This is a genomic window from Paenibacillus arenilitoris (assembly GCF_014705655.1).
GTDB classification, from domain to species: Bacteria; Bacillota; Bacilli; order Paenibacillales; family Paenibacillaceae; genus Pristimantibacillus; species Pristimantibacillus arenilitoris.
The window spans coordinates 144,035-169,907 of record NZ_JACXIY010000018.1 but is presented as its reverse complement, the minus strand read 5'-3'; the positions used below and the strand labels follow the sequence as shown (position 1 = coordinate 169,907).

Below are 25,873 nucleotides of genomic sequence, written 5' to 3'. Positions count from 1 at the left end.
AAGGAAAACTCATGCATGTTTACGTTCGATTCGTCCGGGGCAAACTGAAGGTATCATTCTACTTAGCGAGGAGTGGGCTGGAATGGCTAAGATCAAAGGCGATGAATACGTGAAATTCGTAACGGAGCAATTCGTGCAATATATCGAAACGCCGAAAGCGGAGCGCAAACAAACGAGAACGTCAGCCAGGGCGCAGAGGGAGCCGTGGCTGACGCGATGGTTCGGCTGGGGGCCGATGAGCCTTATGCTCTGGTGGCGGGGCATAACGCACCGTCAGCGGTAAAAACGGCCGAGCTCCTCAAGCAGCGGCAGCGGGATATACCGGCGGTCGGAACCGTCTTCCCCCGTTTCCAAAGCGAGATAGAGCTGTCCGGTATCCCATTTGTTATAACCGACGACGGACCACACATACAGCATTTGTCCTTCGAACAGTTCCGCGGTATAGCGGAGCTGTTCTTTTTTGTTAATTTGGGCGAACAGGGGCATGTAACTGCCTGCTTTCAAAGGAAGAGGAGCTTTCGTCAGCCACGGCAGCTTGGCGTAGGGATCGAATGACGGCAGCGTAAAATGCTTGATCAGCTTGGCTGTAGAAGGAGCTTGATCCTTCTCGTTATGTTGGAGCGGAGCCGAAGCGGCAGCCAGCCATTCCGCCGGCTGGACGGGCAGCAGCTCGCCGCTCGCGGCATCCGTCAAATAATACTCGTCGGCTGCGGTCACTTGCCAAGCGGCAAGCAGCGGATGGGCGTACAATCGTTCGGTCGGGCCAGCCGGCTCCTGCAGCTCAAGCTGCATGAGCGATCTCGACAACGTTTGCTCGTCGAACGGCGGGCGGCTGCCCGTGCCGTATTCGCCCAGCCGGTATCCGCCGTCCTCGGTCGCATGCATAATCAAATAGCCGACCGTTATCGCGTTTTGCTTCACGATGACGAGCCAGCCGTGGGTGCCGGGACCGATGGGGGCGATGCGAAGATCGGACTGCTTCCAGTCCGCGAATTGCGGCTGAACGGCGAGCTCGTCCACGTAATGCCGGGCTTGCGCCGCAAGCGGTTCGACAGCCGCCTTTGGCGTATCGGCCGCGGTTGCCGTCGCGGCTTGCTGCTGGATTCCGCCGTAATATAACGCAAGAGCGGTTAATACGCATGCAGCTGTCAGTTTGATGAACGGTTTGCGCATCATGGATCACCTCGTTTCCATTGTATCGGACAAGCCGCAAGAAGGCTGTTGCTTCCTGTCGCCAGGCGGCCGTCCGAAGACCGCCTTTTTTTGGCGTTTCGCCGGGGAAATCGTCTAATGAGCGTCAATCGATTCCTTCCAGGTGAAAGATGCCGCAATTAATGGCGGAAGCGGTCACGCGCGGCTCGTACTGCCAGCGAATCTCCGCCTGGCGCTGGGCGTATTGTTCCTCGATCTGAGGCTTATTCTCTTCCGGCGCGTTCTGGATCAGCGGCTCGTAATAGCTGCCGATTCGCTCCAGCTCTTCCCGCAGCCTTGCCGAGGCATCCTCCGCCCATCCGTAGTCGTAACCGCGAAGCCTCCTTTCCAGCGTCTGCTCCACGATTCCGAGCGCTTTGTTATAGGTTATTCCGTTTTTGGTCACGTGAATATTGGCCGGCAGCCTCGGCGTGAGCTTGCGCGTCAGGAGCCGGTCGTGGAATTGTTCGACGCATTGGCCCGTCGCAAGCGATACGCCGTAGCAATGAATTTCCTCGCGCTTGCGGTCGCAGGCGAATTCGACGCGAATATTGACGCCAAGCCAGGCGGTATAAGGGGTCGAGCTGAACGGGTCGATGCTGCGCTTCTCGGGCTCCTGGAACAAATAGACGAAGCTGCCCTTCGCTTTGGCGGCGTCGAACAGCTGATCCAGTCTGCGCGCGCCGAAATACAAATCCTCGCGCGGCACCCGCGCGGGCGCAGCCAAGCTGCCGTGCAGGAAGCCGAGCGACCGCCCGAGCGCGGCGTTCGCGGCGGCGTCCTGGGCAGCTTCCTCGGGATCGGGCAAAGGCGCCCGCGCCTTCCTCGATTTTTCTTCCTCGATGGCGTCGTATCTGTTTTTGTCGGTAACGAACAGGAAAGTCATCGTCTCCGGCTCGGCCCCAACCCGGTCGACGAAGCTCCAGTAGTAAGGACGGTTGGTGAGCTCGCGGTCGGCGACGGGAGACAGCTTGACGGTAAAATGAACGGGCGATTTTTCCAAAATCGAGCATTCGGTCGCATCCAGATATCGGTTCACGAACTTGTGGACCTGCTTCTCGTTCACGGTCTCACCTCCACGGATTGTCCCAGCTTATCCATCTTCACGAGCAGATCGGGGGCGGGCGCCGGCGCGTACGGATTTTGCCCCGTTCGCACCTCGGAGCGGATGCGGCTGAGCGAGGAGCCGAGCTCGCCGAGCCGTTCCTTCAGCGCCGTATCGCTGCCGGCCTCCAGCAGCATCTTCGCCAGCTTCTGCTCGAGCGTGCCTTCGCCGTTCTCGAAGCGCTCCAAAATATGGTCCAGCTCGCCGATCACGAGCTCGAACAGGTTGATTTTTTCATGCAGCAAGTTGACGATATGCTCCTCGATCGTGCCGAGCGTGCACAGATTGTAGATCTTCACGTCCTCGGTCTGGCCGAGCCGGTGCACGCGTCCGATCCGCTGCTCGACGCGCATCGGGTTCCATGGCAGGTCGAAGTTGATCATATGGTGGCAGAACTGCAGGTTGATGCCTTCGCCGCCGGCTTCCGTCGCGATCAGCACCTGCGCGCGGCCGCGGAACAGGTCCATCATCCAATCCTTCTTGCCCCGGTTCATGCCGCCCCGATACGGTACGGCGATCATGTTGTGCTGCTGGAAGAACTGCAGCAAATATTCCTGCGTCGCCCGGTACTCGGTGAAGATGATGACCTTCTCGCCGAATTGCTTGACGAGCTCCATCGCTTTCTCGGCTTTCGTGTTCGCCTTGATGTTTTTGATTTTCTCGACGAGCTCCCATATTTTCGGGCGGACCGGGGAATCCTCCGCCGTCTTCTTGAACAGGTTGACGAGCGTCAGGAACACGGCGTCGCGGCTGCTGCATACTTCGCGCTGCAGCGTCACGAGCGACAGCATGCTCGACAGATCCCCGCCGCTCTCCTCGTAACGCTCCTTCACGAACCCGGTAACCGCGTCGTAGAGCGCTTTCTCTTCGTCCGACAAGGCGAGCGGCACGTTCTTGACGAACCGCCGGGTGAAATGAATGCCGCCGTCGCCGCGGCGGTTGCGGATCATGACGGACGACAGCGCCTCCTGCAGCTGGTCTTCGTTTTTCGGCAGCCGCTTGTCGACGACGAAGTTGGCCGCGAATTCGCTTTGGCCGCCAAGCTGGCCCGGCTTCAGCAGCGTAATGAGGTTATACAGCTCGTCCAGGTCGTTTTGAATAGGCGTCGCCGTGAGCAGCAAACAATATTTTTTGCGCAGCAAATTCGCGAATTGATAATTCGTCGTTTTTTTGTTTTTCAGCTTATGCGCCTCGTCGATAATGATCAGGTCGTAATCGGAGCCGAGGACGATGTCGCGGTGCGGGTCGCGCTTGGCCGTGTCGATCGAGGCGACGACGACGTCGTAACCCCAAGAATGCTCTTTCTTCTGAGCCACCGCGGGGATGCCGAACTTCTGGTTCAGCTCTCTTACCCATTGCAGCACGAGGGAAGCGGGAACGAGAATGAGCACCCGTTTGGCAAGGCCGCGAACGATATATTCCTTCAGTACGAGCCCGGCTTCGATCGTTTTGCCGAGTCCGACTTCGTCCGCCAGGATGGCCCTTCCCCCCATTTCATGGACGACCTTTCTCGCCGTGCTGATCTGGTGGGGCATCGGCTCGAACGACGGAAGCGAGCGAAGGCACAGCAGCTGCTCGAAGCTTTCGATCCGTTTGGCCTGCTCGGCTTCCATCGTCAATTGATAGAGCGTCCAGTCATCCCAAGGCCCGCCTCTGGCCAGACGGTTTTGCAGCTCGTCGAACCAGGCCCTGTCGCATTGCAAATCAACGAGCGGGTGAAGCTTGCGTGTTACGGAAGCCGAGCCGGATTGGGCTTGACCGGCCTGCGGCGTAGTAGGTTGCGACATTATGTACAGCTCCTTCCGCAGTAAGGGGATAAGATGTAATCAGTATTGCCTTTCCGTTCCATATTAATAAGAAGACGTTCAAAAAAAGAGAACGGACAAGCTGCGGCCCGGAAGAGGAAGCTTGTGCGGAATCGGTTGTTAAAATCAACCAAAGGCTCGGATGATTTACTATATATAGTGTGCTATAATCAATTAATAACACTACATCTTGTTATTTAGTGGCTGAGAAGCATCATTAGACATGGGAAGACGAGACCTAAAGGAGGAACGGACGAACGATGGAGAGAGCGCGGGGCAAGCGGCTGAAAGGGCTAAGCGAGAAGATTTTTTTGGACAGGTATGCATGGAAGAACGCGGATACGAGCGGGGCGAAGCCGGGAGACGTCGTGCTCGTGCTGACGAAGGACGATCCGAAGTTTCCGGCGAAGGAAGTCGGGGAAGTCGTCTCGCGCGACGGCCATAAGGTGACGGTGCGTCTGCAGAACGGCGATCTCGTCGATTCCGTCGTCGAGAAGCTGACGCTGACGATCGAGAAAACGCCGGAAGAAATGTGGGACCGGCTGGCCGGCGCCATGGCTTCGGTGGAGACCGTCGAGCAGAAGCAGAAGGAATGGCAGGAAAAATTCAGATATATTTTGGATGACTGGAAGCTGGTGCCCGGGGGCAGAATCGCGGCGGGAGCCGGAGCCAGCGACGAGCTGACCTTGTTTAACTGCTACGTTATTCCGTCGCCGAAGGACAGTCGCGGCGGCATTATGAAGACGCTGACGGAAATGACGGAAATTATGGCGCGCGGCGGCGGCGTAGGGATGAACCTGTCCTCGCTCAGGCCGCAACGGACGATCGTGGCGGGCGTGAACGGCTCGTCCAGCGGCGCGGTATCCTGGGGCGGCTTGTTCAGCTACACGACGGGGCTGATCGAGCAGGGCGGCTGCTTTGGACCCGAGGAGCGAATCGCGACTAATAAAGGGTTGATCAAGGCTGAGGAGCTTGCAGACCGGATGGATATGGGTGAATCGTTCCAGGCTGCGACGCACGCAGGAATGCGCCCCATAACCTTTTCGTTCAGAAACGGCATAAAACCTGTATTCCGCGTTCGAACGGCTCGAGGCTATCAGGTGGATGTGACAAAGGATCATAAGATGGGCATTTTACAGGATGGTATAGTGAAGACGGCTCCCTTGAGAGAATTAAATGTAGGTTCAAATACGCTTTTGCTCATTTCGGAGCAACAGATGAATCAGTCCTATGCCGGCTTGACAGAACTGGTATATGAACGTTCCGCCATGAGCACGAAGCTGAAGGAAGTGGTTAATTTCCCGGCAGAACTCGATGAACGTCTAGCTTACGTTCTCGGCTACTTTTACGGAGACGGGTATGTTCATTGGGGTCGTAAAGTGACCTGGGAAGCACCAAAAGCGATTAAACTGGCGACTGCCGATGACAGGCCTCTCATTCGGGAACGACTGACCCAATATATCCGTGAGTTGTTTGGACTCGAACCGATTGTCGAGAAAGGCGACGGAGCATGCTCGAACGTTACCGTTTATTCTCGTCAATTGGTGGAGTGGCTGTCCCAGAACGGAATTCTGAAACAAAAAAGCGGGGAGGTGCGTGTCCCCGAGCTTTTATTCAAATCTCCTTCCAGCGTAATGGCTTCGTTTATTAGCGGTTATTTCGACGCGGATGGCTGCGACAGAGGATCAAAGGGCGGGTACGGCTTCGATTCCATAAGCCAACCGATGCTGCAGGACGTACAGAAGCTGCTCGCTGCGAACGGAATTTTATCGCATATTAATGAATCGGTTAGAAGCACCTCAGGCTGGCAAACGATTTACCGTTTAGCCGTAACCGGAGCTGAGTTCAAGCAGCGGATGAACGAATTTATGGTCATGTCTGTAAAAAATAAAAGCAACGCAGGACGGCGGAATCATGGGAACGGATATCCGCGGGAGGTTTGGAAGCAGTTGGAGGTGCCTGGCCGATACTATCAGGGCGTATGGGATTCGACTAAACCGAGCATATCGTATCGGGCGCTTAGCCGAATTAAGGAACGTTTATTGGAGGATAGCCAAGTTGCATTGGCAGCCAGAGTAGAGGAATTATTGCAAACCGTACCGGATACGATCGTCTCTATCGAGCCCCTCGGTACCATGAAAGTGTACGACTTTGAAGTTGACGATGTCCATATGCTTAGCGGCAACGGGTTATATACCTCCAATAGCCGGCGCGGCGCCTTAATGCTAATGATCAACGATTGGCACCCAGATGTGCTTGATTTCATCACGGTAAAACAAACGATGGGTCAGGTCACGAATGCGAACCTGTCCGTCTGCGTTAGCAATGCTTTCATGAGAGCGGTGAAGGAGGATCTCGAGTGGGATTTGGTCTTCCCGGACACGAAGGAGGAGGGCTACGACGAGCTTTGGACGGGCGATCTGGAGCAGTGGCGCCGCCTCGGCAAGAAGGTGAACCATTACAAAACGGTGCGCGCCCGCGACATCTGGCACTTGATCATCGAATCGGCCTGGAAGTCGGCGGAGCCCGGCGTCGTGTTCATGGATTATTACAACCAGATGTCGAACAGCTGGTATTTCAATCCGATTATTAGTACTAATCCGTGCGGAGAACAAGGATTACCCGGCTGGGGCGTCTGCAACCTGTCCGCGGTGAATCTCTCGAAGTTTTATGATGAGGAGAAGCACGACGTCGCTTGGGAGGAGCTGGCCAAAGTAACGCGCTGGTCGGTCCGTTTTCTCGATAACGTCATCGAGAAGACGCCTTATCACTTCGAAGAGAACGAGCACAATCAGAAGCGGGAGCGACGCATCGGGCTCGGCACGATGGGTCTCGCGGAGCTGATGATCAAGCTGGGCATCCGTTACGGCAGCCCGGAATCGCTTGTCTTTCTCGATAAGCTGTACGGCTTCATGGCCCGCGAATCGTACTTGTCTTCCACCGAAATCGCCGCGGAGAAAGGCTCCTTCCTCGCATTCGAGACGGACAAATACGTGCAAAGCGGCTTCATGAAGCATATGATCGCGGCCTATCCGGAGATCGGCGAGGCGATCGCGAGGAGCGGCATGCGCAACGTGACGGTCCTAACGCAGGCGCCGACCGGCAGTACGGGAACGATGGTCGGCACGTCCACGGGCATCGAGCCGTATTTCGCCTTCGAATATTTCCGGCAAAGCCGCCTCGGCTTCGACAAGCAGTACGTGCCGATCGCGCAAGCCTGGAAGGACGCGCATCCGGGCGAGGAGCTGCCGGATTACTTCGTAACGGCGATGAGCCTGTCGGCTGAGGATCATATCCGGGTGCAGGCCGCCATTCAGCGGTGGGTCGACAGCTCCATTTCAAAAACGGCGAACGCGCCTTCGGATTTCACCGTCGAGGATACGAAGCGTTTATACGAGCTGGCGTTCGAGCTGGGCTGCAAGGGCGTCACGATCTATCGCGACGGCAGCCGCGACGTTCAGGTGCTGTCGACGAAGAAGGAGGAGCCGGCGGAGGAGAAAGCCGTGTCGAAAGACGATGCGAAGGAAGCGGATGCGCTGCCGGCTGCGGCGATCGATGCGCCGTTCGCGGAATCGCGAGTGGAGCCGGCGGTGCCTGCCGCGGCCAAAGGCGATCTGGTGCTGGATAAGCAGTACAAGAGCCGTCCGCAGGTGCTGAGGGGGGCGACGTATAAGGTCAATACACCGTTCGGCATGGCCTATATTACGATCAACGACCTGAACGGTACGCCGGGCGAAATTTTCCTGAACGTGGGCAAGGCGGGATCGGACGTGTTCGCGATGGCCGAGGCGCTTGGCCGGGTATGCTCGCTGTTCCTGCGCTACGGCGATCATGGCAACAAGGTGAAGCTGCTCATCAAGCATTTGAAGGGTATCGGCGGATCGGGCGCTATAGGCTTCGGCGTGAACCGCGTGGAGTCGATTGCGGACGCGGTCGCGAAGTCGCTTGAAATCCACATGGAAAGCGGCGAGGAGCAGGCGGCTTCCGTCGAGGCGGACGCGCTGCCTGCCTACGAGGCGGGGGCGGCTGAGCCATCGGCAGCGTACGACAAGCATGACGTGTCCGCAAGCGCCTCAAGGGATCTCTGCCCGTCCTGCGGCTCCGCGACGCTGATCAACATCGAAGGCTGCAAGCAGTGTTCGAATTGCGGATACAGCAAATGCTCGTAAGGAAGAGCCTGGGATAAGGGAAAAGACGCTAAAGAAAGGCGTCTAATCAGTAAACTGCACCCCCATTTGTTAGACACGACTAACAATGGAGGTGCAGTTTTTTTTGCATAAATTGAGTTTAGATAGACGTACTCCACTATTTGAACGAGAATGGGACGTCTCCAAATGAAGTTGGGCTCAGTTAAAGCTCTACAAGCTGAATTAGAACGTTTGTGTATGGAAAACGCCTACATAATTATAGGAGCTTACAAGGTCAAGTTAGCGAGTAAAAGCGCGTCTTTAAAAAAGTCGTTCAGAAGCAAACGATATGTAGAATTTGGAGTAGCGATTTAAGGACATTATATATAGAATGATTAATTAATAAAATGGACACATAATGCTTTCTGGGAGGTCCTTACCGTGAATGCTCTGTTGCCACATCTATCGAGGAATTCTTTACGCTTCAAGTTGACAGCGTTGGTCGTGGCTATTATTTTGCCCATACTTGCCTTGTTGCTATACAACACCTTTTATGCCATTGACGTCGTTAGAGATCAGGTTGCACAATCGAATAAAAATTTGATATCCCTCTATATGGGACAGATCGATGACCGCCTTGATGATGTCGATAATTATTTAATCAGTCTGGTTGCTACCAATCTGGATTTGCAGAACATGCCGGACAATCGTTCTCCAAAAGAGGAACTGTTAAGTCAAATCCGGCTTTCCAGAAAATTGTCCAATGATGTGCTGGTCTATAAAACGATTGACTCTTTGTTTATATATACGGGAAAGGATGATTTGCTGGAAGGCATTAACCTAAGCGCTTCTTATAAACAGAGAGAAGCGGTGCGTGGTTATTTAAAGAATGACCTTCATTCAACTGATCAGCTTTCCATAGATTGGAATGTGCAAAAACTTGGTGATGAATATTATCTGTTACGTATACTAGCTACTGAACATGCCTATGTAGGTGCATGGGTAGATATCAATCAGTTGCTGATGCCTTTAAAGCTAATAAATCTCGGTGAGAAAGGCGTTTCTTTGATGGTAACGGATAAAGGTATACCGACGATTCATGCGGAGCTTGTAAATGAGAATCGAGTCGATTTAAATCGAGGCTTCGACAGTTATTATATGTCCGGTGATAAAAATCGTTTTCTGGTCGTAGGCGACCGCTCAATGAAGGGGAATTTCAGCTTGTTAGCGCTCATTCCAGATGAACAAATATTGGAAAACTTGCCTTATTTGCAGCAAATTGTCTCTTTTATCTCTCTGGGATCGATCTTACTGCTGCCAGTTTTCCTCATTATGCTGCGCAAAACGGTCCTGCGTCCGCTCAATCGAATCATCACAGCAATGAAGTTGATTGGAGAAGGAAACTTGAACATTCGCATACAACCTTTCCGTACAAGTGACGAGTATCAGGTCGTAAACAATTCGTTTAATTATATGATGACTCAGATCGAGGAACTGCGTATCAGCGTTTATGAAGAACAGATCAATAAACAAAAAGCAGAGCTGCAGCATCTGCAGTTACAAATCAATCCTCATTTTTTTATGAATTCACTAAATATCGTTTATACGCTTGCCCGATCGGGTAAGACGAAGGTGATCGAGGAGATAACACTCTGCTTGGTTCAATATTTCAGATATATGTTCAGAAGCAATCTATCGGTCGTGCCGCTCCAGGATGAGCTTAAGCATGTACGGAATTATTTACGAATTCAGGAACTACGGTCGCCAACTGGACTTGTTCCGTCCATTGAAGTTCATGAAGACGTTGCGGATGTCTTTGTCCCGCCTCTTCTTATCCAGTCGTTTGTGGAAAATACGATTAAGCATGCCGTAACATTGGATACACCCGTATATTTGTTCATTGACATTCGAATGGATCATAGCGGGGGAGCATCGAGAGTGCATATTAAAATTAGAGATACGGGAGAAGGCTTTTCTCAGGAAATGCTTCAACGGCTTAGAGGAAACGAACCGATTCGAGACGAACAGGGCGAGCATATTGGCATTCGTAATATTCAACAGAGGCTTTACCTTCTATATGCTGGACAAGCTGATATCCTATTTTACAATGGAAATCCTACCGAAGCCGTTATTGAAATTCATTTGCCGCTCGAACCAAACAACTTGAAGAAGGTGGATAATGGATGAATCTGCTAATTGTAGATGACGAGAGTATTGTAATTGACAGCCTTATATCCGATATTAATTGGTCTAAGCTGGGTATTACGGGTGTGTACACAGCATTCAACATTCGGCAAGCGAAGGAGCTCTTCGAAGGTACGGCCATTGATATTATGCTATGTGATATCGAAATGCCGCAAGGAAGCGGATTGGATCTGCTTGAATGGGTGAGGGAACATTCGGAGACAACGGAATCCATTATTATGACTTGCCATGCTGACTTTCATTTCGCCAAACGGGCGATAAAGCTCGGCAGCTTGGATTATATATTGAAGCCCCTTCCGTATGAGGAGCTTGAGTTAGTCGTAGCGAAGGCAGCAGACAAAATTATAAAAGATAAAGAAACCGTCAACCTGGGCGAGAAGTGGTTCCGTCATCAATCCATATTGATGGAGCGATTTTGGATTGATGTATTGAATCGTTCTATTTCTTTGCAAGCTTCTCATATCGAAGAAATTGCAACGGAACGCGGTATACCGTTTAATGCTTTAGATAAATTCGTGCCTGTGCTTATTCATATTCAGAGATGGCACAAGCCCATCAATCAACGCGATGAACGCATATTGGAATATGCGTTAAAGAACACGGCTGAAGAGACGATGAAGGGCGAGTCTTCCGTAATCCAAGTTATTCCTTTCACAAAAGGATCTCTGCTCGCAATCATATCTTTTGATGAAGCTAACTATAAGGAACAAGAGCTAAACCGTCTTTGCGAGCAATATATTACAGCTTGCCGCAGTTACTTCTTCTGTGATCTCACCTGTTATATTGGAGGGCAGGTTTATGTGAACCAGCTTTCCGAGCTTGTTGATGAGCTGATCGTTACCCAGAGAAATAACGTGGCGCATCATAATAAAGTTATGCGAATTGGGAGCGAGCCGCTACGCATTAGCTCGGCGATCCGAAAACCGGACCAGCAGATGTGGACGGTGCTGCTGCGTGAAGGGTCACAGCAAAAAATCGTGATGGAAGCGGAGCGTTACTTGGTGAATCTTGCACATGATAACGTGCTTGACGCGAGCGCCTTGTATCTTTTTCAGCAATTTATTACACAGACTCAGTACTATATGATGAGACAGGAAGGTGCCCCGTTCCAATCTTTGTTCGGAGATATTAAACTGATGGAACTGTCCGAGAATGCAACGCGATCGATTCCTGATTTCATTGCATGGATTTCCGGCTTCTCGGAAACAATATCTGCATTAAAGAAAGAAAAGGACCCGAATCATTGCGTGATAGAGCATATTATGGCATTTATCGCGCAGCATCTGGACATGCCATTAACCAGGGAAGAGATCGCTCAGCAGGTGCATTTAAATCCGGATTATCTAGATCGCTTATGCAAGAGAGAGAAAGGAATGTCCGTAACGGAATTGCTTGTGTTGGAGCGTCTAAAACTTGCGGAATCGCTGCTGCTGAAAACGGAGCTGCCAGTCAGCAGGGTAGCCGTAAGCGTCGGATATTCGAATTTGTCGCACTTTTCGAGGAGATTTAAGAAGCATACCGGGATGAATCCGTTAGAATACAGGCTCAAGTCTCTCACGTAGTCCCAAGGTGAAACGGCTATCGCCGTCCTTGGCGGCGGAGCGCGTTTCATTCCGGAGAAATATAGAAAAAGTATGAGGGTATCTTATACTTTCCTATATTTTAAAGCCGACCGTTCCGGTCGTTTTTTTTTTTTATTTATTCGAAAATATTATTGGTCGAGATCAGGCAAATGAAAGGTCGATCACGGAGCAGTTGGCTTGTTCCATTCGCATTACTATAGAGAATATACAACAAGCGAGATGAGGAAAGGGAGGATTGTTCGATGACACAGGTCATGAGGGCACAAGAGAAGCAGATCGGCGTGAAGAAAAAAACCATGAAACTAAAGAAATATATGCCGCTAATATTGATGACGCTGCCGGGTATTTTGTATTTGATCATCAACAACTATTTACCAATGTTCGGAATCGTAATCGCCTTCAAGGATGTTAATTTTTCGAAGGGCATATTGGGCAGTGAATGGATCGGCTTCAAAAATTTCGAGTATTTGTTTAAGACAAGCGATGCCTTCATCATTACGAGGAATACGATCCTGTACAACACCGCATTTATTATGATTAATTTAATTGTAGCTGTAGGCATCGCTATTTTGCTCAATGAAATTCGAAATCGATTTCTGTCGCGGTTTTATCAGAGCATTATTTTGCTGCCGCATCTTATTTCCATGGTCATTGTCAGCTATCTTGCATTCGCTTTGTTAAGCGCTGAAACTGGATTGATGAACAAAACGATTCTTCCAATGCTCGGGCTAAACGAAATTTCCTGGTACACGGAATCGCAATATTGGCCAATTATTTTAACCGTCATCAATGTTTGGAAAAGTGCAGGTTTTCTGTGCGTTGTTTACTTGGCTGCAATCATCGGCATCGATCAGGAGTATTATGAAGCAGCTACGCTCGACGGCGCATCCAAATGGAAGCAAATCTGGTTGATAACGATCCCTTTAATTATGCCGGTTATTACGATGATGACGCTGCTCGCGATCGGGCGTATTTTTTATTCTGACTTCGGCCTGTTCTATCAGGTTCCGCTAAACGCCGGCGCATTGAACAGCACAACAAACGTTATTGACACCTATGTCTATCGAGGCTTGATGCAGCTTGGTGACATCGGGATGTCGTCTGCTGCCGGCGTTTACCAATCGATTGTCGGTTTTGTATTAGTTCTAATGTCCAATTATGTCGTTCGCAAAATCAACAGTGATAACGCTTTGTTCTAGAGAGGAGCTTAACCATTATGAATGCAGAAAATCGGATGATCCAATCGGTTGGCCATATTACGATGATCATCATTTCGGGTGCATGTCTTATACCGTTCCTGCTGCTGGTCGTTTCCTCATTGACGAGCGAGCAATCTATCCTTAGCAATGGGTACTCGTTTTTTCCGCAGGAGTGGAGCTTTTCCGCTTATGAATATTTAGGGAAAGCATCCGAAGAAATTTTGAGGGCATACGGAATAACGATATTCATTACGCTGGCTGGCACGGCGACAAGTCTAGCCATCACCTCGCTACTTGCCTATCCAATGTCAAGAAGAGACTTCCCTATAAAAAATCAGCTTGCCTTCTTCGTCTTCTTCACGCTTCTGTTCAATGGAGGTCTAGTTCCGACATATCTGATCTACACGCAATATTTTGATATGAAAAACACGATTTGGGCGCTGATTATTCCAGGACTGCTAATGAATGGCTTCAACGTATTGCTCATGCGGACGTTTTTCATGACTTCCATTCCGCTGCCGGTTATCGAGTCTGCCAATATCGATGGAGCAGGAGAGTTCAGGACATTTTTTTCTATTGTCATTCCGCTCTCGATGCCAATCATAGCCACCATCGGATTATTCCAGACGATCGCCTATTGGAACGACTGGTTTAATGGGCTTGTTTATTTGACAGATCCGCAGCTGTTCAGCATTCAAAACATTTTGAACCGAATATTGACGGATATCCAGTTTTTATCGAGCGGGATGGCGGACTCGAGAGCCAGCGGTTCGGCACAGCAGCTGCCAAGCACGTCAGTACGCATGGCAATTGCCGTAGTGGGTGCTATTCCCATATTGATTGCTTATCCTTTTTTCCAAAAGTACTTCATTAAAGGAATTACGATCGGAGCGGTAAAAGGATAATAACTTTTTGATCCGAGGGAACGAACACAAAGTCGATATGGTGCAAATCAGAGGTCGAGCTCGGAGCAGAGTGCTTGGAAGCATGATTATATAATGGGTACACAAGCCGGCGGGGTTCAACAATCTGCATGGAATCGCTATCAAATCGCTGGTGATACTATACACAATGAAATGGGGGATTCACGATGGTTCAGAAAATGAAGTGGTTGTCCGCATTAATGGCTCTTTGCATGATAGTGCTTTCCGCATGTTCTTCAAATGGAGACAGCAATCGTGAAACGGCAAGCCATTCTGGAAGCGAAGGAGAAGAGCCTTACGAGCTAAATATTGTATTTCCTATTTTTGGCGGTGTGCCGACCGATCTGCAAGCTGTACAAGATCAAATCAGCAATTTGGCTTTGGAGAAGATTAACGCGACTGTCAAGCTGACTCCGATTAATTTCGGCGCTTGGGATCAGCAAACGAATCTGATGCTGACAAGCGGCGAGAAGATTGATCTTATGATGCTGTCCGGCAATACGTATCCGCTTAAGGTGGCCAAGGGCCAATTGACGGCGCTGGATAACTTGATTGAAGAGCATGGTCAAGGGATAAAGAAGGTATTCGATCCTGCTTATTTATCTGCCAGCCAAATAGACGGAAGCACTTACGGTGTCCCTTCGAACCGCGATCTCGCAACGAATTATTCGTTTGCGATGAGGAAGGACATGGTCGATAAATATAAAATTGATGTTACGTCCATTAAAACGTTAGATGATGTGGAAGCGGTTCTGAAGACGATTAAAGAAAACGAGCCAACTATGGCACCTCTTATACCATCCGCAGTTGGAGCATCGATCGCAGACAGCTATATTACTTATGATAGCTTGGGGGAGTCGTTCGGTGTATTGCCAAATTTCGATAATGGGTTGAAGGTCGTCAATTTGTACGAAATGCCCGAATACGCAGAGCTATTGAACAAAATTCATAGCTGGTACAAAGCAGGATACATCCTTAAGGATGCAGCTACGAATAAAGACAGTCAGTTCGACCTATTGAAATCGAATCGCGGCTTCGGCTACTTGGCAAAAACAAAGCCTGGTTTTGACGAACAGGAATCAAAGAACGGCGTTGCCGTTGTATCCGTTCCGCTTACCCTGCCTGTCGCTACGACATCTTCCATTACTGGAATTATGTGGGGGATTCCAGGCAGCAGCAACAATGCTGATAAAGCGATGCAATTTTTAAATCTGATGTATACAGATAAAGAAATCGTAAATCTATTCGATTGGGGAATCGAAGGCAAGCATTATGAGAAAGTATCGGATAACGTGATCAAATTTCCGCAAGGCGTCGACGGGACGAACAGCGGATACAATTTGTTCATGGGCTGGTTGTTTGGCAACCAATTTCTTTCTTACACCTTTGAAGGCGAGAACCCTGACATTTGGAGCCAAATGGACGAATTCAATTCTTCGGCGTTAAAATCCAAAGCTTTAGGATTTATATTTGATGTTGACCCGGTAAAAACGGAGTTTGCAGCCGTGACAGCTGTTAGTCAGGAATTCCGTCTCGCACTTGAAACGGGGATGATGGATCCGAATAAGCACCTTCCTGAATTTATTTCGAAGCTGAAATCGGCAGGAATCGACAAAATTATAGCTGAAAAGCAAAAGCAGCTGGATGAATGGGCGAAATCGAATAAATAAAAAAGATGAGCCCCGGACCACTGGGCGGGGCTCTCGTTTAGAACAGAGGTCAAATCGGCGAGTTTCGAACATATATGACAATAATAGCGAGGTGCAGATGATATGAAGCAATTACCCTATCTCAAAAATGAGGATGGATTAACAACTTTGTACGTGGACGGAGCACCCTATATCGCTTTAAGCGGTGAGATTCATAACTCCAGTTCGTCCAGTCTCGAATATATGAAAACGAAAGTTTGGCCGAATTTACGAGGCTTGCATTTGAATACCGTGATCGTTCCCGTATTTTGGGAACTAATGGAGCCCGTTCGAGGTCAGTATGACTTTGCTCTAGTTGACGGCATTATCGAGCAGGCAAGAGAAGAAGGCGTAAGACTTGTCCTGCTATGGTTCGGGCTGTGGAAAAATGGTCGATCTACTTATGCACCTTCCTGGATGAAAAAAGATGATCAAACCTATTTCAGAGCGCGTTATCCGGGCGGAGCGGCATCGGATACGATATCACCGCTATGCGGCGCAGCCGTTGAAGCGGACGCCACGGCGTTTCATTCTCTGATGAAGCATTTGAAGGAAATAGACGGGGAGGAGCAAACCGTCATTATGATGCAGATCGAGAACGAAATTGGTTTTCTGGGCGCGGAAAGAGATTACTCGGATATGGCTAACAAGCAATTCGAAGAGGATATTCCTTCGGGTCTTGCTGCCCTATATCGTAATAACGGGAACTGGAGAGAGGTATTTGGCGAAGCAGCCGCTGAAAATTTCATGGCCTATCACTATGCTTGCGCAATAGAGAAAATTGCTAAATCAGGTTCGGAAGCGTATCCGCTGCCTATGTTTGTTAACGCGTGGCTGGAGCAATATCCTTGGAAGGCTGGCACTTATCCGAGCGGCGGTCCAATTGCGAAGGTTATGAAAATATGGAAGCACGCTGCTCCGACCATCTGTCTGTATGCGCCTGATATTTATTTGCCTAATTTTGCCGAGGTTTGCGAAGAGTATACGGCAGACGGCAATCCTCTCTTCATTCCGGAAGCAAGAAGAGATATGGTGTCGGCAACGAACGTATTTTACGCCATCGGAAAGCATAATGCACTATGCTTTGCCCCGTTCGGTATTGAGGATTTTCTTGCTACTGAGATTAATGAAGACGGGCCGGATTTCGGAATCATGATGGCGCTTAATATCGATATGTCAGCCTTCATCTTAAACGGTACCGGACCTTATCTGGCCGAAAGCTATAGATTGCTCAGCAATATGATAGGCATTATTCACCGGTATCGGAGTACTGGGAAAATGACCGGTTTCCTGCAGCATCATAACAGCGGATGCTTGCTGAATTTCTCGAAATATGATGTGAAGCTTACCTATAAACGGCAGGAGGACGGCAAGCCGGTTTCAGGGGGGCTGGTTATCGAGGTTAGCGAGGATGAGTTTCTATTCGCGGGAATCGGGTTCTCGGTGGAATTTCTTCCGAAATCGGGAGAAACGGATAAGATCGGCTACATTCGAATCGAGGAAGGCGAGTTTAGGAATGATCAATGGATTAGAGGCAGAGTATTGAACGGTGATGAAGCTGCCTATATGATTTCGGTAGGTCGAAAACCAGCTGCTCTTAAAGTGGAGATGTATAAATATAATTAGAAACAGCGAAACGAAGGGATGAAGACGATGGCGATAAAAACCGGGATTTGAAAGTCCGCTTGGCTTTTCCATGATCTGCAAACCATTTCAATACCCATCTGATTTCCAGTGGATTATGGACAGGGCTACCTACGATATCTATTGTAAAGGATTTTTTTGTGCACACATTTCGTTGATAAGGAAAATTATGGAAAGACTTAACGCTCTCCTTGAGGTAAGTACCTGTACTAAAGGTGCGTACTTACGTCTATGAAGGAAGACCGTTATACTCAAGAGGAGACATGAATCTTGAGGAGGACGAAGCCTTGAAAACGCTCGTTATCGTAACGCACCCAAGCCTGGAAACATCGGTAATCAACAAGCGATGGGTAGAAGAACTGAACAAATATCCGGAAAAATATACGGTACACGAACTGCATAAGGTTTATCCTGACGGAACCATCGATGCGGAGCGGGAGCAGCGGCTTATTGAATCGCATCGGAATCTCGTTCTGCAGTTCCCGATTTATTGGTTTAATTGCCCGCCGCTCCTCAAAAAATGGCTGGACGAAGTATTCGCTTACGGTTGGGCCTATGGCTCAAAGGGAGATAAGCTGAAAAATCGCAAGATCGCCTTGGCGGTGTCCGCCGGGATCAAGCAAGAAGACTATCGCGAAGAGGGAAGATACCGCTATACGCTTGACCAATTATTAGCCCCTTTCGAAACGACGTTCCTCTACTGCAAGGCGGATTATCGTTCGTTCTTTGCGTATTACGGTACCGAATCCGCGCCAGGCGAGAATGTGCCCGGCGCGGAAAACGAGACCCCTGCAAACAAATTGGAAACAAGCGCGCAGCAATATTTGAAGTTTATCGACAATCTGTAAGTGGCAGACTAACGAAAACTACAAAAAAGAAGGATTTCCCTTTTGGGGAGATCCTTCTTTTGCATGCATGAAATTGGCCTATGCCTGCCGCTTCGTTGCCTGTTGAGCCGGCAATCTGTTTGTCTCTCCCCATTCGCACATCATGTGTAACACCGGAATAAGAGATAGACCCCGATCCGTTAACGAATATTCGACCTTAGGAGGGACTTGGGGAAATTCCTCGCGGAGGATAAGTCCGTCGCTCTCGAGTTCTTTCAACATGACGCTTAACGTTTTGAAGGAAATGGTATCGATTCGCCGCTTCAGCTCGTTATGCCGCATCACTTTTTCCGCTAGCAAATACAAAATGATCATTTTATATTTGCCGCCGATTAACGACAACGTATAGCCAAAGCCGGTGTCTATTCCTTTCACTCCGGCCGGGACACAGGTTTTTTGCACCGATTACACGCTCCTTCCGGTAAGTTGACGAGATAATTTCTACCTTTTACAGTAGTACATAATGTCCGATTATGCAAAGGGCGTTCCTTCGTCAAAATCAAAAGAAAGCCGCCGTTCCGGCCAAAGGAACGGCGGCTTTCTATTTTAGAGCAGCCAGTCGATCGCCATGCAGATCAGCCGATTAAAGTCGTTGGGATGGCGAAGGACCAGGCTTCCCCACAGAATGGCGCCTATGACCGTCCGATAAAGAGGGCGTATTCTTTGCGGGTACTGCGTTTATCCTTCCTTAATAAAAGAATGCCCGCGGCGTTGAATACGACGAGCAGCGAGAGGAGGCCCGTCATGCCGGCCTGTTCCCGCTGTTCTGACCCGATATTTTCGAACAGGACGCAATTGCCTTCAAGGATATGCTTGACGGCTTCGTCGACGCCGGCGAGCGGCTTCGGGGGAACCGCCTTGAGTGATAATGATTCCCGCATTTACAAACCTTCCAGCTCCAGGTAACAATAGCTTAACACTGCCTGATTATCCTTGTCTGTGTAGAGGATCCTAATTATAAGGAGTGGACAGGTTGAGCAAAACTATCGACCGTAAAACGTTTCTATCGTACTTAGGGACAGGGGCGGCCGCGCTCGCGACGGCATCGGCAGGTCTCGGCGTATTGAACGGGAAGGCTTCCGCCGCGTCTAAGACGGCTGATCATTTGTTCGGGTTCAGCACGAACCGCGTCAGCGGCTATTTCGAGCCTATCGAACCATCCATGGAAGACCAGCTTCTGCTTCCGAACAACTTTAAATACGACGTTGTCGCCGCGTTCGGCGACGTCATCAACGAAGCGGGGGAGAAATTCGGATCCGGCTGCGATTACAATGCGTTCTTCCCGCTTAACGGTTCCAATACAAGAGGGCTGCTTGTCAATAACCACGAGTACAGCACGGTCTTCTCGATCGGTCCGGTGAAGGACGGCAAAATGACGGCCCAGCAGCAGAAGGACAATTTGTACTATCAGGGCATGTCCGTCATCGAGGTATACCGCGATGAGAAGGGCGTATGGAAGATGGATACGAAGTCGAAGCACGCCCGACGCATCAACGGCTTCACGGACTTCGACATTACCGGTCCGGCCAGGGGCGGTTCCGCGCTCGGCGGCGCGACGAAGGCAAAAGGCACGTTCGCGAATTGCTCCGGCGGCGTGACGCTGTGGAATACCGTGCTCTCTTGCGAAGAGAACTTCGCCGAGACGGCTGCCGCTTCGAGCTTGCCGGAAACGCATTACGGCTGGGTTGTCGAGGTCGATCCTTTCGATAAAGCCTATTTGAAGAAGCATACGGCCCTCGGGCGCTTTAACCACGAGAATACGGCGATGGGACTGGCCGCGGACGGACGTGTCGTCGTGTATATGGGCGACGACAAGAAGGACGCTTGCGTCTACAAGTTCGTGAGCAAGGGCAAATACGACAAGAGCAAAGGACGCGCGAATTCGGCGCTGCTCGAGGACGGAACGCTGTACGTGGCGAATTTGAAATCCGGCAAATGGGTTCCCGTTACGCTGGAGGAGGTCAAGAAGGCCGCCAAGGACAAGCCTGAAGCGCTGAACAAGTTCAAAACGCAGGGCGACGTCGTCGCTTACTGCCAGGAAGCAGCGCTGCTCGTAGGCGGCACGCCGACCGACCGTCCGGAGGACATCGAAATTTCGCCGTTTGACAACACGGTATTCATCTGCCATACGAACAACGATAACCATGGTAATATCCATGGACATATTACGCGCATTTTCGAGGCGAATAGCGATCTTGGCAGCCTGGCATTCGATTTCGAGATTTTTGCCGCAGGCGGCCGCCAATCCGGTTTCAGCTCGCCGGACAACCTTGCCTTCGATTCGAACGGCAACTTGTGGGTCGTCACAGATATTTCGAGCTCCAGCCAAAACAAAGGCGTGCACAAGTCGTTCATGAACAACGGCCTGTTCGTCATCCCGACCAGCGGTCCCGACAAGGCGGTCGCGCTGCAATTCGCTTCCGGCCCGGTCGAGAGCGAGCTGACGGGTCCGTTCTTCACGCCGGACGAGCAGACGCTGTTCCTGTCGGTCCAGCATCCGGGGGAGAACACGACCGATATGAACAAGCCGACGAGCACATGGCCGCATCGTCCGGGCGAGAAAATGGCAAGATGCGCGGTCGTCGCGATCAGCGGCTTCAAGCTCGGTTAACCGCAAGGACGATTATTCGCGTCACAGCCGTAGACTGCCGGTCTGCGGCTGTCATTCCATCATAAAGGAGCGATTCATATGCCATTCGGCAATATTGGAATCGGAGGTTTGGTGTTAATCCTTATTATCGCGCTTATCGTCTTCGGACCTTCCAAGCTTCCGGAGCTTGGCCGCGCATTCGGACGCACGCTGAGCGAGTTCAAAGGAGCTACCAAAGGACTCGTAGGCGGCGAAGACAACGAGGAACGCAAGGAAGAGGAGAAGCCGAAGGCTGCCGCGGCAGCGGGCAAGTAAGATGAAAAATCCGAATGAGCAGAGCGTGATCGGCCATTTGGAGGAACTGCGATCGAGACTCATCCGGACGCTTGCCGCATTCCTCGTGGCGATGGCCGCAGCCTTCATTTACGTGAAGGATATTTATCAGTGGCTGGTCAGGGACTTCGATCAAATGCTGGTGCTGCTCGGGCCATCCGACGTCATCTGGGTATATATGATGATCGCGGGGGTCGTCGCGATAGCCATCACGCTGCCGATCGCAGCCTATCAGACGTGGAAATTCGTCACGCCGGCCATGCCGCAGCAGGCGCAGCGCGCAGCGCTCGTCTTCATTCCCGGAATCAGCATGCTGTTCATCGTCGGCCTTTGCTTCGGCTATTTCATTTTGTTCCCGATGGTGCTTCACTTCATGAACCAGATGGCAGGGGAAGAATTCGCGACGATGTACACGGCGCAAAAATATTTTACGTTCATGATCCACATGACCGTCCCGTTCGGCCTGCTGTTCGAAATGCCGGCGATCGTCATGTTCCTCACGAAGCTGGGCATTCTGAACCCCGCCCGGCTGGCCAAAGCGCGCAAGCTGGCCTACTTTATTCTGGCAATCGTTGCGATAACGATCACTCCGCCGGATATTATATCGGACATTATCGTCATCGTGCCGCTGTTCCTGCTGTACGAGATCAGCATCTCGATATCCAGGTTCGTGTACCGCAAGCAGCTGGCCATGCAAAATGATGCGATGGCGTAAGCTAAGTCAACGAAAGGGCAGCCTAGCGGCTGCTCTTTTTTCATTAAGATTGCTTATTGAGCCTTCCTTCATCGATAACGGTATGGGCTTCTGCCGTTACCTGGCCAGCCTGGTCTTCATAGACTATTTCCGAGCCTAACTCTAATAGAGGAAAGAGAGCGAGAAATGAAAATTCCCGTTACCGGATTTATGATGGAATCTTCAGATGATAACGATAGCAATCATTCGCACAAACTGTATATCACGTCTTGGAATGGCAACCCTGTCCACGTTCATGCTTTTTCCGGCGTAACATCCATCGATGACGGACATTCTCGTCAATATGCGAGTTGGACCGCACCCGCTCCGACAGGGGTGCCCCATGTACATGGCTATCATACGGTTACTGCTCTGAGTCAAGGCCATACCCACGTCATTCAAGGAACAACCGGTCCAGCCATTGCTCTCCCCGGCGGTGGCCACTATCACTTATTTGAAGGATTTACGACAATTAACGGCGCTCATCCTCATTCACATGCCTACAGCGGGCGAACCGGCAACGAAGTAAGCGGTATGTGAAGAGGTAAAGCGGTTTTTTCAGACGATGATCCATAGCAGGATGATGGAAAGGAAAGAGTTTCCGCAGGCGGTTTTCGGAGACTCTTTTTTTTATCAGGTCGACTTGAACGATTCGCCCTATTGTAACCCGCTGACGAAAGCGTTAGACTGACCCTAAATGGATAGAAGGGGGCTGTCAGCGATGAATGAGGACAAGCTCGAGCTGATCTACGAGAACAAGCTCGCTTCGGCCGAAGACATGCAAGGCTTCAAGCTGGAGGGACAGGCGAAGCTTGCTTTTCCGAACGGGCGGCTGCGGATGGAGAACGCGCTCGATCCCGCCTTGGAGCAGGCGGCGAATTTCGTATTATGGTGTCCCGAACCGTTTCCGGGCGACATTCAGGTCGAGTGGGAGTTTTGGCCGCTGCGCGAGCCTGGACTTTGCATGCTGTTTTTTGCCGCTGCGGGGCTGAACGGGGAAGATTTGTTCGATTCCGGCCTGAAGCCGAGAGCCGGCCAATACGAGCATTACACGCAAGGCGACATCCGCACGCTGCACCTATCCTATTTCCGCCGGAAATATGCGGACGAGCGCGGATTTCATACCGTCAACCTTCGCAAGAGCAGAGGCTTCCATCTCGTTGCGCAAGGAGCGGACCCGATTCCGAACGTCGAGGACTGCCAGCCGCCGTACCGGCTCAAGCTGAACAAGCGGGGAGCGTCCGTCCGCTTCAGCGTGAACGAGCTGTCCGTATTGGCCTGGAAAGACGACGGGGAATCGTACGGGCCCGTTCTTGGCGGAGGCAAGATCGGATTCCGCCAGATGGCGCCGCTGATCGCGGAATACGCGAGCTTGAAGGTCTACCGGCTGACGTAAAAAGGGGGAGCAAGCGACAGCATGGTTCTGACAGCTAATAAAGCACGAATGACTGCGGATGCTGAGCATGTTATAGAAAAACGAAGGATAAGGATGTAAATGATTGTTTTATGCGCTTACATTGTGGAATTGCCAGGTAGTGAACGGAGAACCTACTGTGTATACTTAGTTTCAGTGAACATCGGCCCCGATCTTTCTGAGAGTGGAAGATCAATAATTTAGATAAAGAAGGAGTTTATTTGTCTTGCTTAAACAACTGAAAACGACGTGGCTCTTCAATGCGAGAGGAGACGTTCTGGCCGGATTGACCGTCGCGCTTGCGCTCATTCCGGAGGCGATCGCCTTCTCCATCATTGCGGGCGTCGATCCGATGGTAGGCCTTTACGCTTCGTTCAGCATCGCCGTGCTGATTTCGATTTTCGGAGGCCGTCCCGGCATGATTTCCGCCGCTACCGGCGCGATGGCGCTTCTGATGGTTACGCTTGTAGCGGACCATGGCCTCGAGTATTTGTTCGCTGCGACGATTCTGACCGGACTTATCCAGTTTTTGTTCGGCGTTCTCAAGTTCGGGCGATTTATTACGTTCGTGCCTCATCCGGTCGTCATCGGATTCGTCAACGCGCTCGCCATCCTTATTTTTATGGCGCAGCTCGTCCATTTTAAAGGCCAGGGCTGGCTGATGTGCGTACTGGTCGGCGCGACGCTGTCGATTATTTATATTTTGCCCAAATTTACGAAAGCCGTTCCCTCGGCGCTTGTCGCCATCATCATTATGACCGTCATTACCGTATGGGCGGGGCTGGATGTCCGCACGGTCGGCGACATGGGGGAAATTACGCAGCAGCTGCCGATCTTCCATATTCCGCAAATCGAGTGGACGTTCGAAACGCTTGCGATTATCTTTCCGACTTCGCTCACGATGGCCATCGTCGGCTTGCTGGAGTCGCTGATGACGGCGACGATCCTCGACGAAGCGACGGAGACCAAAAGCGACAAAAACAAAGAAGTGCGAGGGCAGGGCATCGCGAACTTCGTAACGGGCTTCTTCGGCGGCATGGCGGGCTGCGCCATGATCGGGCAATCCGTCATCAACGTCAAATCGGGCGGCCGGGGAAGACTGTCAACATTTGTGGCAGGCACGTTCCTGCTGTTCCTGATCATGGTGCTGGGCAAGGTCGTCGTGCAAATTCCGATGGCGGCGCTCGTCGGCGTCATGATTATGGTATGCATCGGGACGTTCGATTGGCAATCGGTCCGCCAGATCCGTAAAGTGCCGCTCGCCGATTCGCTCGTCATGATCGTTACGGTGGCGGTCGTCGTCTACACGCATGATTTGGCCAGAGGCGTGCTTGCCGGCGTCGTGCTGAGCGCGATTATTTTCGGGTGGAAAATGTCCAAAATCCAGGCTGCCGCATCCGTCAAAGAGGACGGGACGAAATATTACGCGATCCGGGGCCAAATGTTTTTCGGGACGATGAACCATTTCGGCGAGCTATTCGACGTCGCCGGAGACCCGGACAGCATCGTCATCGATTTCACGGCCTCGCATGTGTGGGACCAATCCGCGGTGACGGCCATTTCGAAGGTCGTGCAAAAATACGCGCAAAACGGGAAAAAGGCCGAAATCATCGGGCTGAACGAAGAAAGCCAGCGCATTATCAACCGGATAGGTCTTGCCGCTACGTCAGGACACTAAGAAAACGGGAGAGCTGTCTCGCAAGGTCTTCAAGGACCTTAGAGGCAGCTTTGTTTTTTTGGCAATATCATCCTCCATGCCGTTCTTGACAACCTCGCCCGCCACTATGGCTCGATGATCGCTTTTTAATTTCGATTTTTGAAATTACTTCCTTTCGCGGAGGAGACGATATACGATCAACTGCATGCACATCCCGCTTTCGATTCGACACCATTAGACGAATTCGTCAAAATAAGATATGATAATAGATAAAATAGCCTGTTCAAAAGTGAATAATAGGTATACTGAACTAGTTCCTCATTGTCGTAGAACGATCCATTCCTTCCACAATTCCGAGGTGTAGGAGGTCATTATGGCAAAAGTTCTGATTGCGGATAGCTGCAGCAATGTTCGGTTCCTACTTCACGAAATTATGAGGATCGAAGGCCATGAGGTGGTCGCTTCCTGCCAAAGCGGCAAGGAGGTCCTTCAACTATACTCCGCCATAAGGCCCGACATCGCGATCATGGATTATGATTTGCCCGAGGTGGACGGATTAAGCGCGGCCAAGCAAATCCTTCTCTCGGACGAGCGCGCGGGGATCGTCATCTTCGTACCGGGCGCTGCCGACTGGAAGCGTAAGGCTGCGAAGCTAGGTGTAAGCGCTATCATCAAGCCGTTCGACGTCGAGGAGCTTAAGCGGGAGATCGACGGGCTGCTCGGCAATAACCGGTCGTTCGCGACCGGTCCGGATAATGTATAATGGAACAAAAACGAAGGAGAGTCCAA

Annotated in this window: 21 protein-coding genes; 16 read left to right on the top strand and 5 right to left on the bottom strand. The window is 50.9% G+C overall.

The features are described 5' to 3' along the window. The first annotated feature begins 82 nt into the window (after positions 1-82). The gene (locus tag IDH41_RS16640) at positions 83-283 is read left to right on the top strand and encodes a YqzE family protein (RefSeq protein ID WP_190862942.1); all 201 of its coding nucleotides are present in this window, start codon (positions 83-85) and stop codon (positions 281-283) included. Here the strand turns inward: IDH41_RS16640 and IDH41_RS16635 are convergent. From IDH41_RS16635 to IDH41_RS16625, 3 genes are all read right to left on the bottom strand, one after another. Beyond that, entirely contained in the window at positions 274-1,176 is a 903-nt protein-coding gene (locus IDH41_RS16635; RefSeq protein ID WP_190862940.1) for a hypothetical protein, read from the bottom strand. The two genes, IDH41_RS16640 and IDH41_RS16635, sit on opposite strands and share 10 nt — an antisense overlap. A 121-nt stretch (positions 1,177-1,297) precedes the next feature. Beyond that, on the bottom strand, positions 1,298-2,257 hold the full coding sequence (locus tag IDH41_RS16630) for a YqhG family protein (protein ID WP_190862939.1): 960 nt from the start codon (positions 2,255-2,257) through the stop codon (positions 1,298-1,300). Continuing rightward, a complete protein-coding gene (locus IDH41_RS16625; protein ID WP_190862937.1) occupies positions 2,254-4,083 on the bottom strand; it encodes a DEAD/DEAH box helicase in 1,830 nt (609 codons plus the stop codon). Before IDH41_RS16625 ends, IDH41_RS16630 begins: the two co-directional genes overlap by 4 nt. A gap of 278 nt (positions 4,084-4,361) precedes the next feature. Here IDH41_RS16625 and IDH41_RS31430 point away from each other — a divergent pair, with 278 nt between their 5' ends. The 8 genes from IDH41_RS31430 (at position 4,362) to IDH41_RS16575 (ending at position 18,318) form a co-directional block, all read left to right on the top strand. Then, positions 4,362-8,270: an adenosylcobalamin-dependent ribonucleoside-diphosphate reductase gene (locus IDH41_RS31430; RefSeq protein ID WP_223829791.1), complete on the top strand. Its 3,909-nt coding sequence runs from the start codon at positions 4,362-4,364 to the stop codon at positions 8,268-8,270. Between the two features lie 399 nt (positions 8,271-8,669). Next, positions 8,670-10,415 carry a sensor histidine kinase gene (locus IDH41_RS16605; protein ID WP_317890760.1) on the top strand — a complete coding sequence of 582 codons (1,746 nt, stop codon included), beginning with the start codon at positions 8,670-8,672 and terminating at the stop codon, positions 10,413-10,415. Further along, a complete protein-coding gene (locus IDH41_RS16600) occupies positions 10,412-11,995 on the top strand; it encodes a response regulator transcription factor (RefSeq protein WP_190862936.1) in 1,584 nt (527 codons plus the stop codon). The genes IDH41_RS16605 and IDH41_RS16600 overlap by 4 nt, the downstream gene beginning before the upstream one ends. Before the next feature lie 317 nt (positions 11,996-12,312). Next, the gene (locus IDH41_RS16595) at positions 12,313-13,215 is read left to right on the top strand and encodes an ABC transporter permease (protein WP_397328084.1); all 903 of its coding nucleotides are present in this window, start codon (positions 12,313-12,315) and stop codon (positions 13,213-13,215) included. A gap of 17 nt (positions 13,216-13,232) precedes the next feature. Next, entirely contained in the window at positions 13,233-14,120 is an 888-nt protein-coding gene (locus IDH41_RS16590; RefSeq protein ID WP_190862934.1) for a carbohydrate ABC transporter permease, read from the top strand. Between the two features lie 185 nt (positions 14,121-14,305). After that, positions 14,306-15,808: an ABC transporter substrate-binding protein gene (locus IDH41_RS16585; protein ID WP_190862932.1), complete on the top strand. Its 1,503-nt coding sequence runs from the start codon at positions 14,306-14,308 to the stop codon at positions 15,806-15,808. A gap of 102 nt (positions 15,809-15,910) precedes the next feature. Then, a complete protein-coding gene (locus IDH41_RS16580; protein WP_190862930.1) occupies positions 15,911-17,452 on the top strand; it encodes a GH35 family beta-galactosidase in 1,542 nt (513 codons plus the stop codon). A gap of 305 nt (positions 17,453-17,757) precedes the next feature. Then, a complete protein-coding gene (locus IDH41_RS16575; RefSeq protein WP_190862928.1) occupies positions 17,758-18,318 on the top strand; it encodes an NAD(P)H-dependent oxidoreductase in 561 nt (186 codons plus the stop codon). A gap of 78 nt (positions 18,319-18,396) precedes the next feature. Here IDH41_RS16575 and IDH41_RS16570 read toward each other — a convergent pair whose 3' ends face one another. Both IDH41_RS16570 and IDH41_RS16565 read right to left on the bottom strand, forming a co-directional pair. After that, complete coding sequence (locus tag IDH41_RS16570) at positions 18,397-18,759, bottom strand: winged helix-turn-helix transcriptional regulator (protein WP_190862926.1); 363 nt, start codon at positions 18,757-18,759, stop codon at positions 18,397-18,399. A 230-nt stretch (positions 18,760-18,989) separates the two neighbouring features. Beyond that, positions 18,990-19,238, bottom strand: coding sequence for a hypothetical protein (locus IDH41_RS16565; RefSeq protein ID WP_190862924.1), 249 nt, complete (start codon positions 19,236-19,238; stop codon positions 18,990-18,992). Positions 19,239-19,330: 92 nt separating this feature from the next. Between IDH41_RS16565 and IDH41_RS16560 the strand changes: the two genes are divergently transcribed. From IDH41_RS16560 to IDH41_RS16530, 7 genes are all read left to right on the top strand, one after another. Further along, positions 19,331-20,968, top strand: coding sequence for a PhoX family protein (locus tag IDH41_RS16560; protein ID WP_190862922.1), 1,638 nt, complete (start codon positions 19,331-19,333; stop codon positions 20,966-20,968). A gap of 78 nt (positions 20,969-21,046) precedes the next feature. Further along, the gene (tatA, locus tag IDH41_RS16555) at positions 21,047-21,262 is read left to right on the top strand and encodes a twin-arginine translocase TatA/TatE family subunit (protein WP_190862919.1); all 216 of its coding nucleotides are present in this window, start codon (positions 21,047-21,049) and stop codon (positions 21,260-21,262) included. Between the two features lies 1 nt (position 21,263). Then, entirely contained in the window at positions 21,264-21,995 is a 732-nt protein-coding gene (gene tatC, locus IDH41_RS16550) for a twin-arginine translocase subunit TatC (RefSeq protein ID WP_190862918.1), read from the top strand. Between the two features lie 165 nt (positions 21,996-22,160). Beyond that, positions 22,161-22,553 carry a YmaF family protein gene (locus IDH41_RS16545; RefSeq protein ID WP_190862916.1) on the top strand — a complete coding sequence of 131 codons (393 nt, stop codon included), beginning with the start codon at positions 22,161-22,163 and terminating at the stop codon, positions 22,551-22,553. Positions 22,554-22,734: 181 nt separating this feature from the next. Beyond that, entirely contained in the window at positions 22,735-23,409 is a 675-nt protein-coding gene (locus IDH41_RS16540) for a DUF1961 family protein (protein ID WP_223829789.1), read from the top strand. Positions 23,410-23,653: 244 nt separating this feature from the next. Then, positions 23,654-25,105: a SulP family inorganic anion transporter gene (locus IDH41_RS16535; RefSeq protein WP_190862912.1), complete on the top strand. Its 1,452-nt coding sequence runs from the start codon at positions 23,654-23,656 to the stop codon at positions 25,103-25,105. 352 nt (positions 25,106-25,457) lie between these two features. Beyond that, positions 25,458-25,847 (top strand): response regulator, encoded by a 390-nt coding sequence (locus IDH41_RS16530; RefSeq protein ID WP_190862911.1) that lies wholly within the window; start codon positions 25,458-25,460, stop codon positions 25,845-25,847. The last annotated feature ends 26 nt before the right edge of the window (positions 25,848-25,873 follow it).

What these genes read in the sequence shown, in the direction of transcription:
- IDH41_RS31430 (WP_223829791.1), top strand. Translation starts at nt 4,362, where the DNA reads ATGGAGAGAGCGCGGGGCAAGCGGCTGAAAGGGCTAAGCGAGAAGATT.
- IDH41_RS16530 (WP_190862911.1), top strand. Translation starts at nt 25,458, where the DNA reads ATGGCAAAAGTTCTGATTGCGGATAGCTGCAGCAATGTTCGGTTCCTA.
- IDH41_RS16565 (WP_190862924.1), bottom strand. Translation starts at nt 19,238, where the DNA reads ATGCGGGAATCATTATCACTCAAGGCGGTTCCCCCGAAGCCGCTCGCC.
- IDH41_RS16640 (WP_190862942.1), top strand. Translation starts at nt 83, where the DNA reads ATGGCTAAGATCAAAGGCGATGAATACGTGAAATTCGTAACGGAGCAA.
- IDH41_RS16595 (WP_397328084.1), top strand. Translation starts at nt 12,313, where the DNA reads ATGAAACTAAAGAAATATATGCCGCTAATATTGATGACGCTGCCGGGT.
- tatC (WP_190862918.1), top strand. Translation starts at nt 21,264, where the DNA reads ATGAAAAATCCGAATGAGCAGAGCGTGATCGGCCATTTGGAGGAACTG.
- IDH41_RS16635 (WP_190862940.1), bottom strand. Translation starts at nt 1,176, where the DNA reads ATGATGCGCAAACCGTTCATCAAACTGACAGCTGCATGCGTATTAACC.
- IDH41_RS16580 (WP_190862930.1), top strand. Translation starts at nt 15,911, where the DNA reads ATGAAGCAATTACCCTATCTCAAAAATGAGGATGGATTAACAACTTTG.
- IDH41_RS16545 (WP_190862916.1), top strand. Translation starts at nt 22,161, where the DNA reads ATGAAAATTCCCGTTACCGGATTTATGATGGAATCTTCAGATGATAAC.
- tatA (WP_190862919.1), top strand. Translation starts at nt 21,047, where the DNA reads ATGCCATTCGGCAATATTGGAATCGGAGGTTTGGTGTTAATCCTTATT.
- IDH41_RS16625 (WP_190862937.1), bottom strand. Translation starts at nt 4,083, where the DNA reads ATGTCGCAACCTACTACGCCGCAGGCCGGTCAAGCCCAATCCGGCTCG.
- IDH41_RS16600 (WP_190862936.1), top strand. Translation starts at nt 10,412, where the DNA reads ATGAATCTGCTAATTGTAGATGACGAGAGTATTGTAATTGACAGCCTT.
- IDH41_RS16540 (WP_223829789.1), top strand. Translation starts at nt 22,735, where the DNA reads ATGAATGAGGACAAGCTCGAGCTGATCTACGAGAACAAGCTCGCTTCG.
- IDH41_RS16585 (WP_190862932.1), top strand. Translation starts at nt 14,306, where the DNA reads ATGGTTCAGAAAATGAAGTGGTTGTCCGCATTAATGGCTCTTTGCATG.
- IDH41_RS16590 (WP_190862934.1), top strand. Translation starts at nt 13,233, where the DNA reads ATGAATGCAGAAAATCGGATGATCCAATCGGTTGGCCATATTACGATG.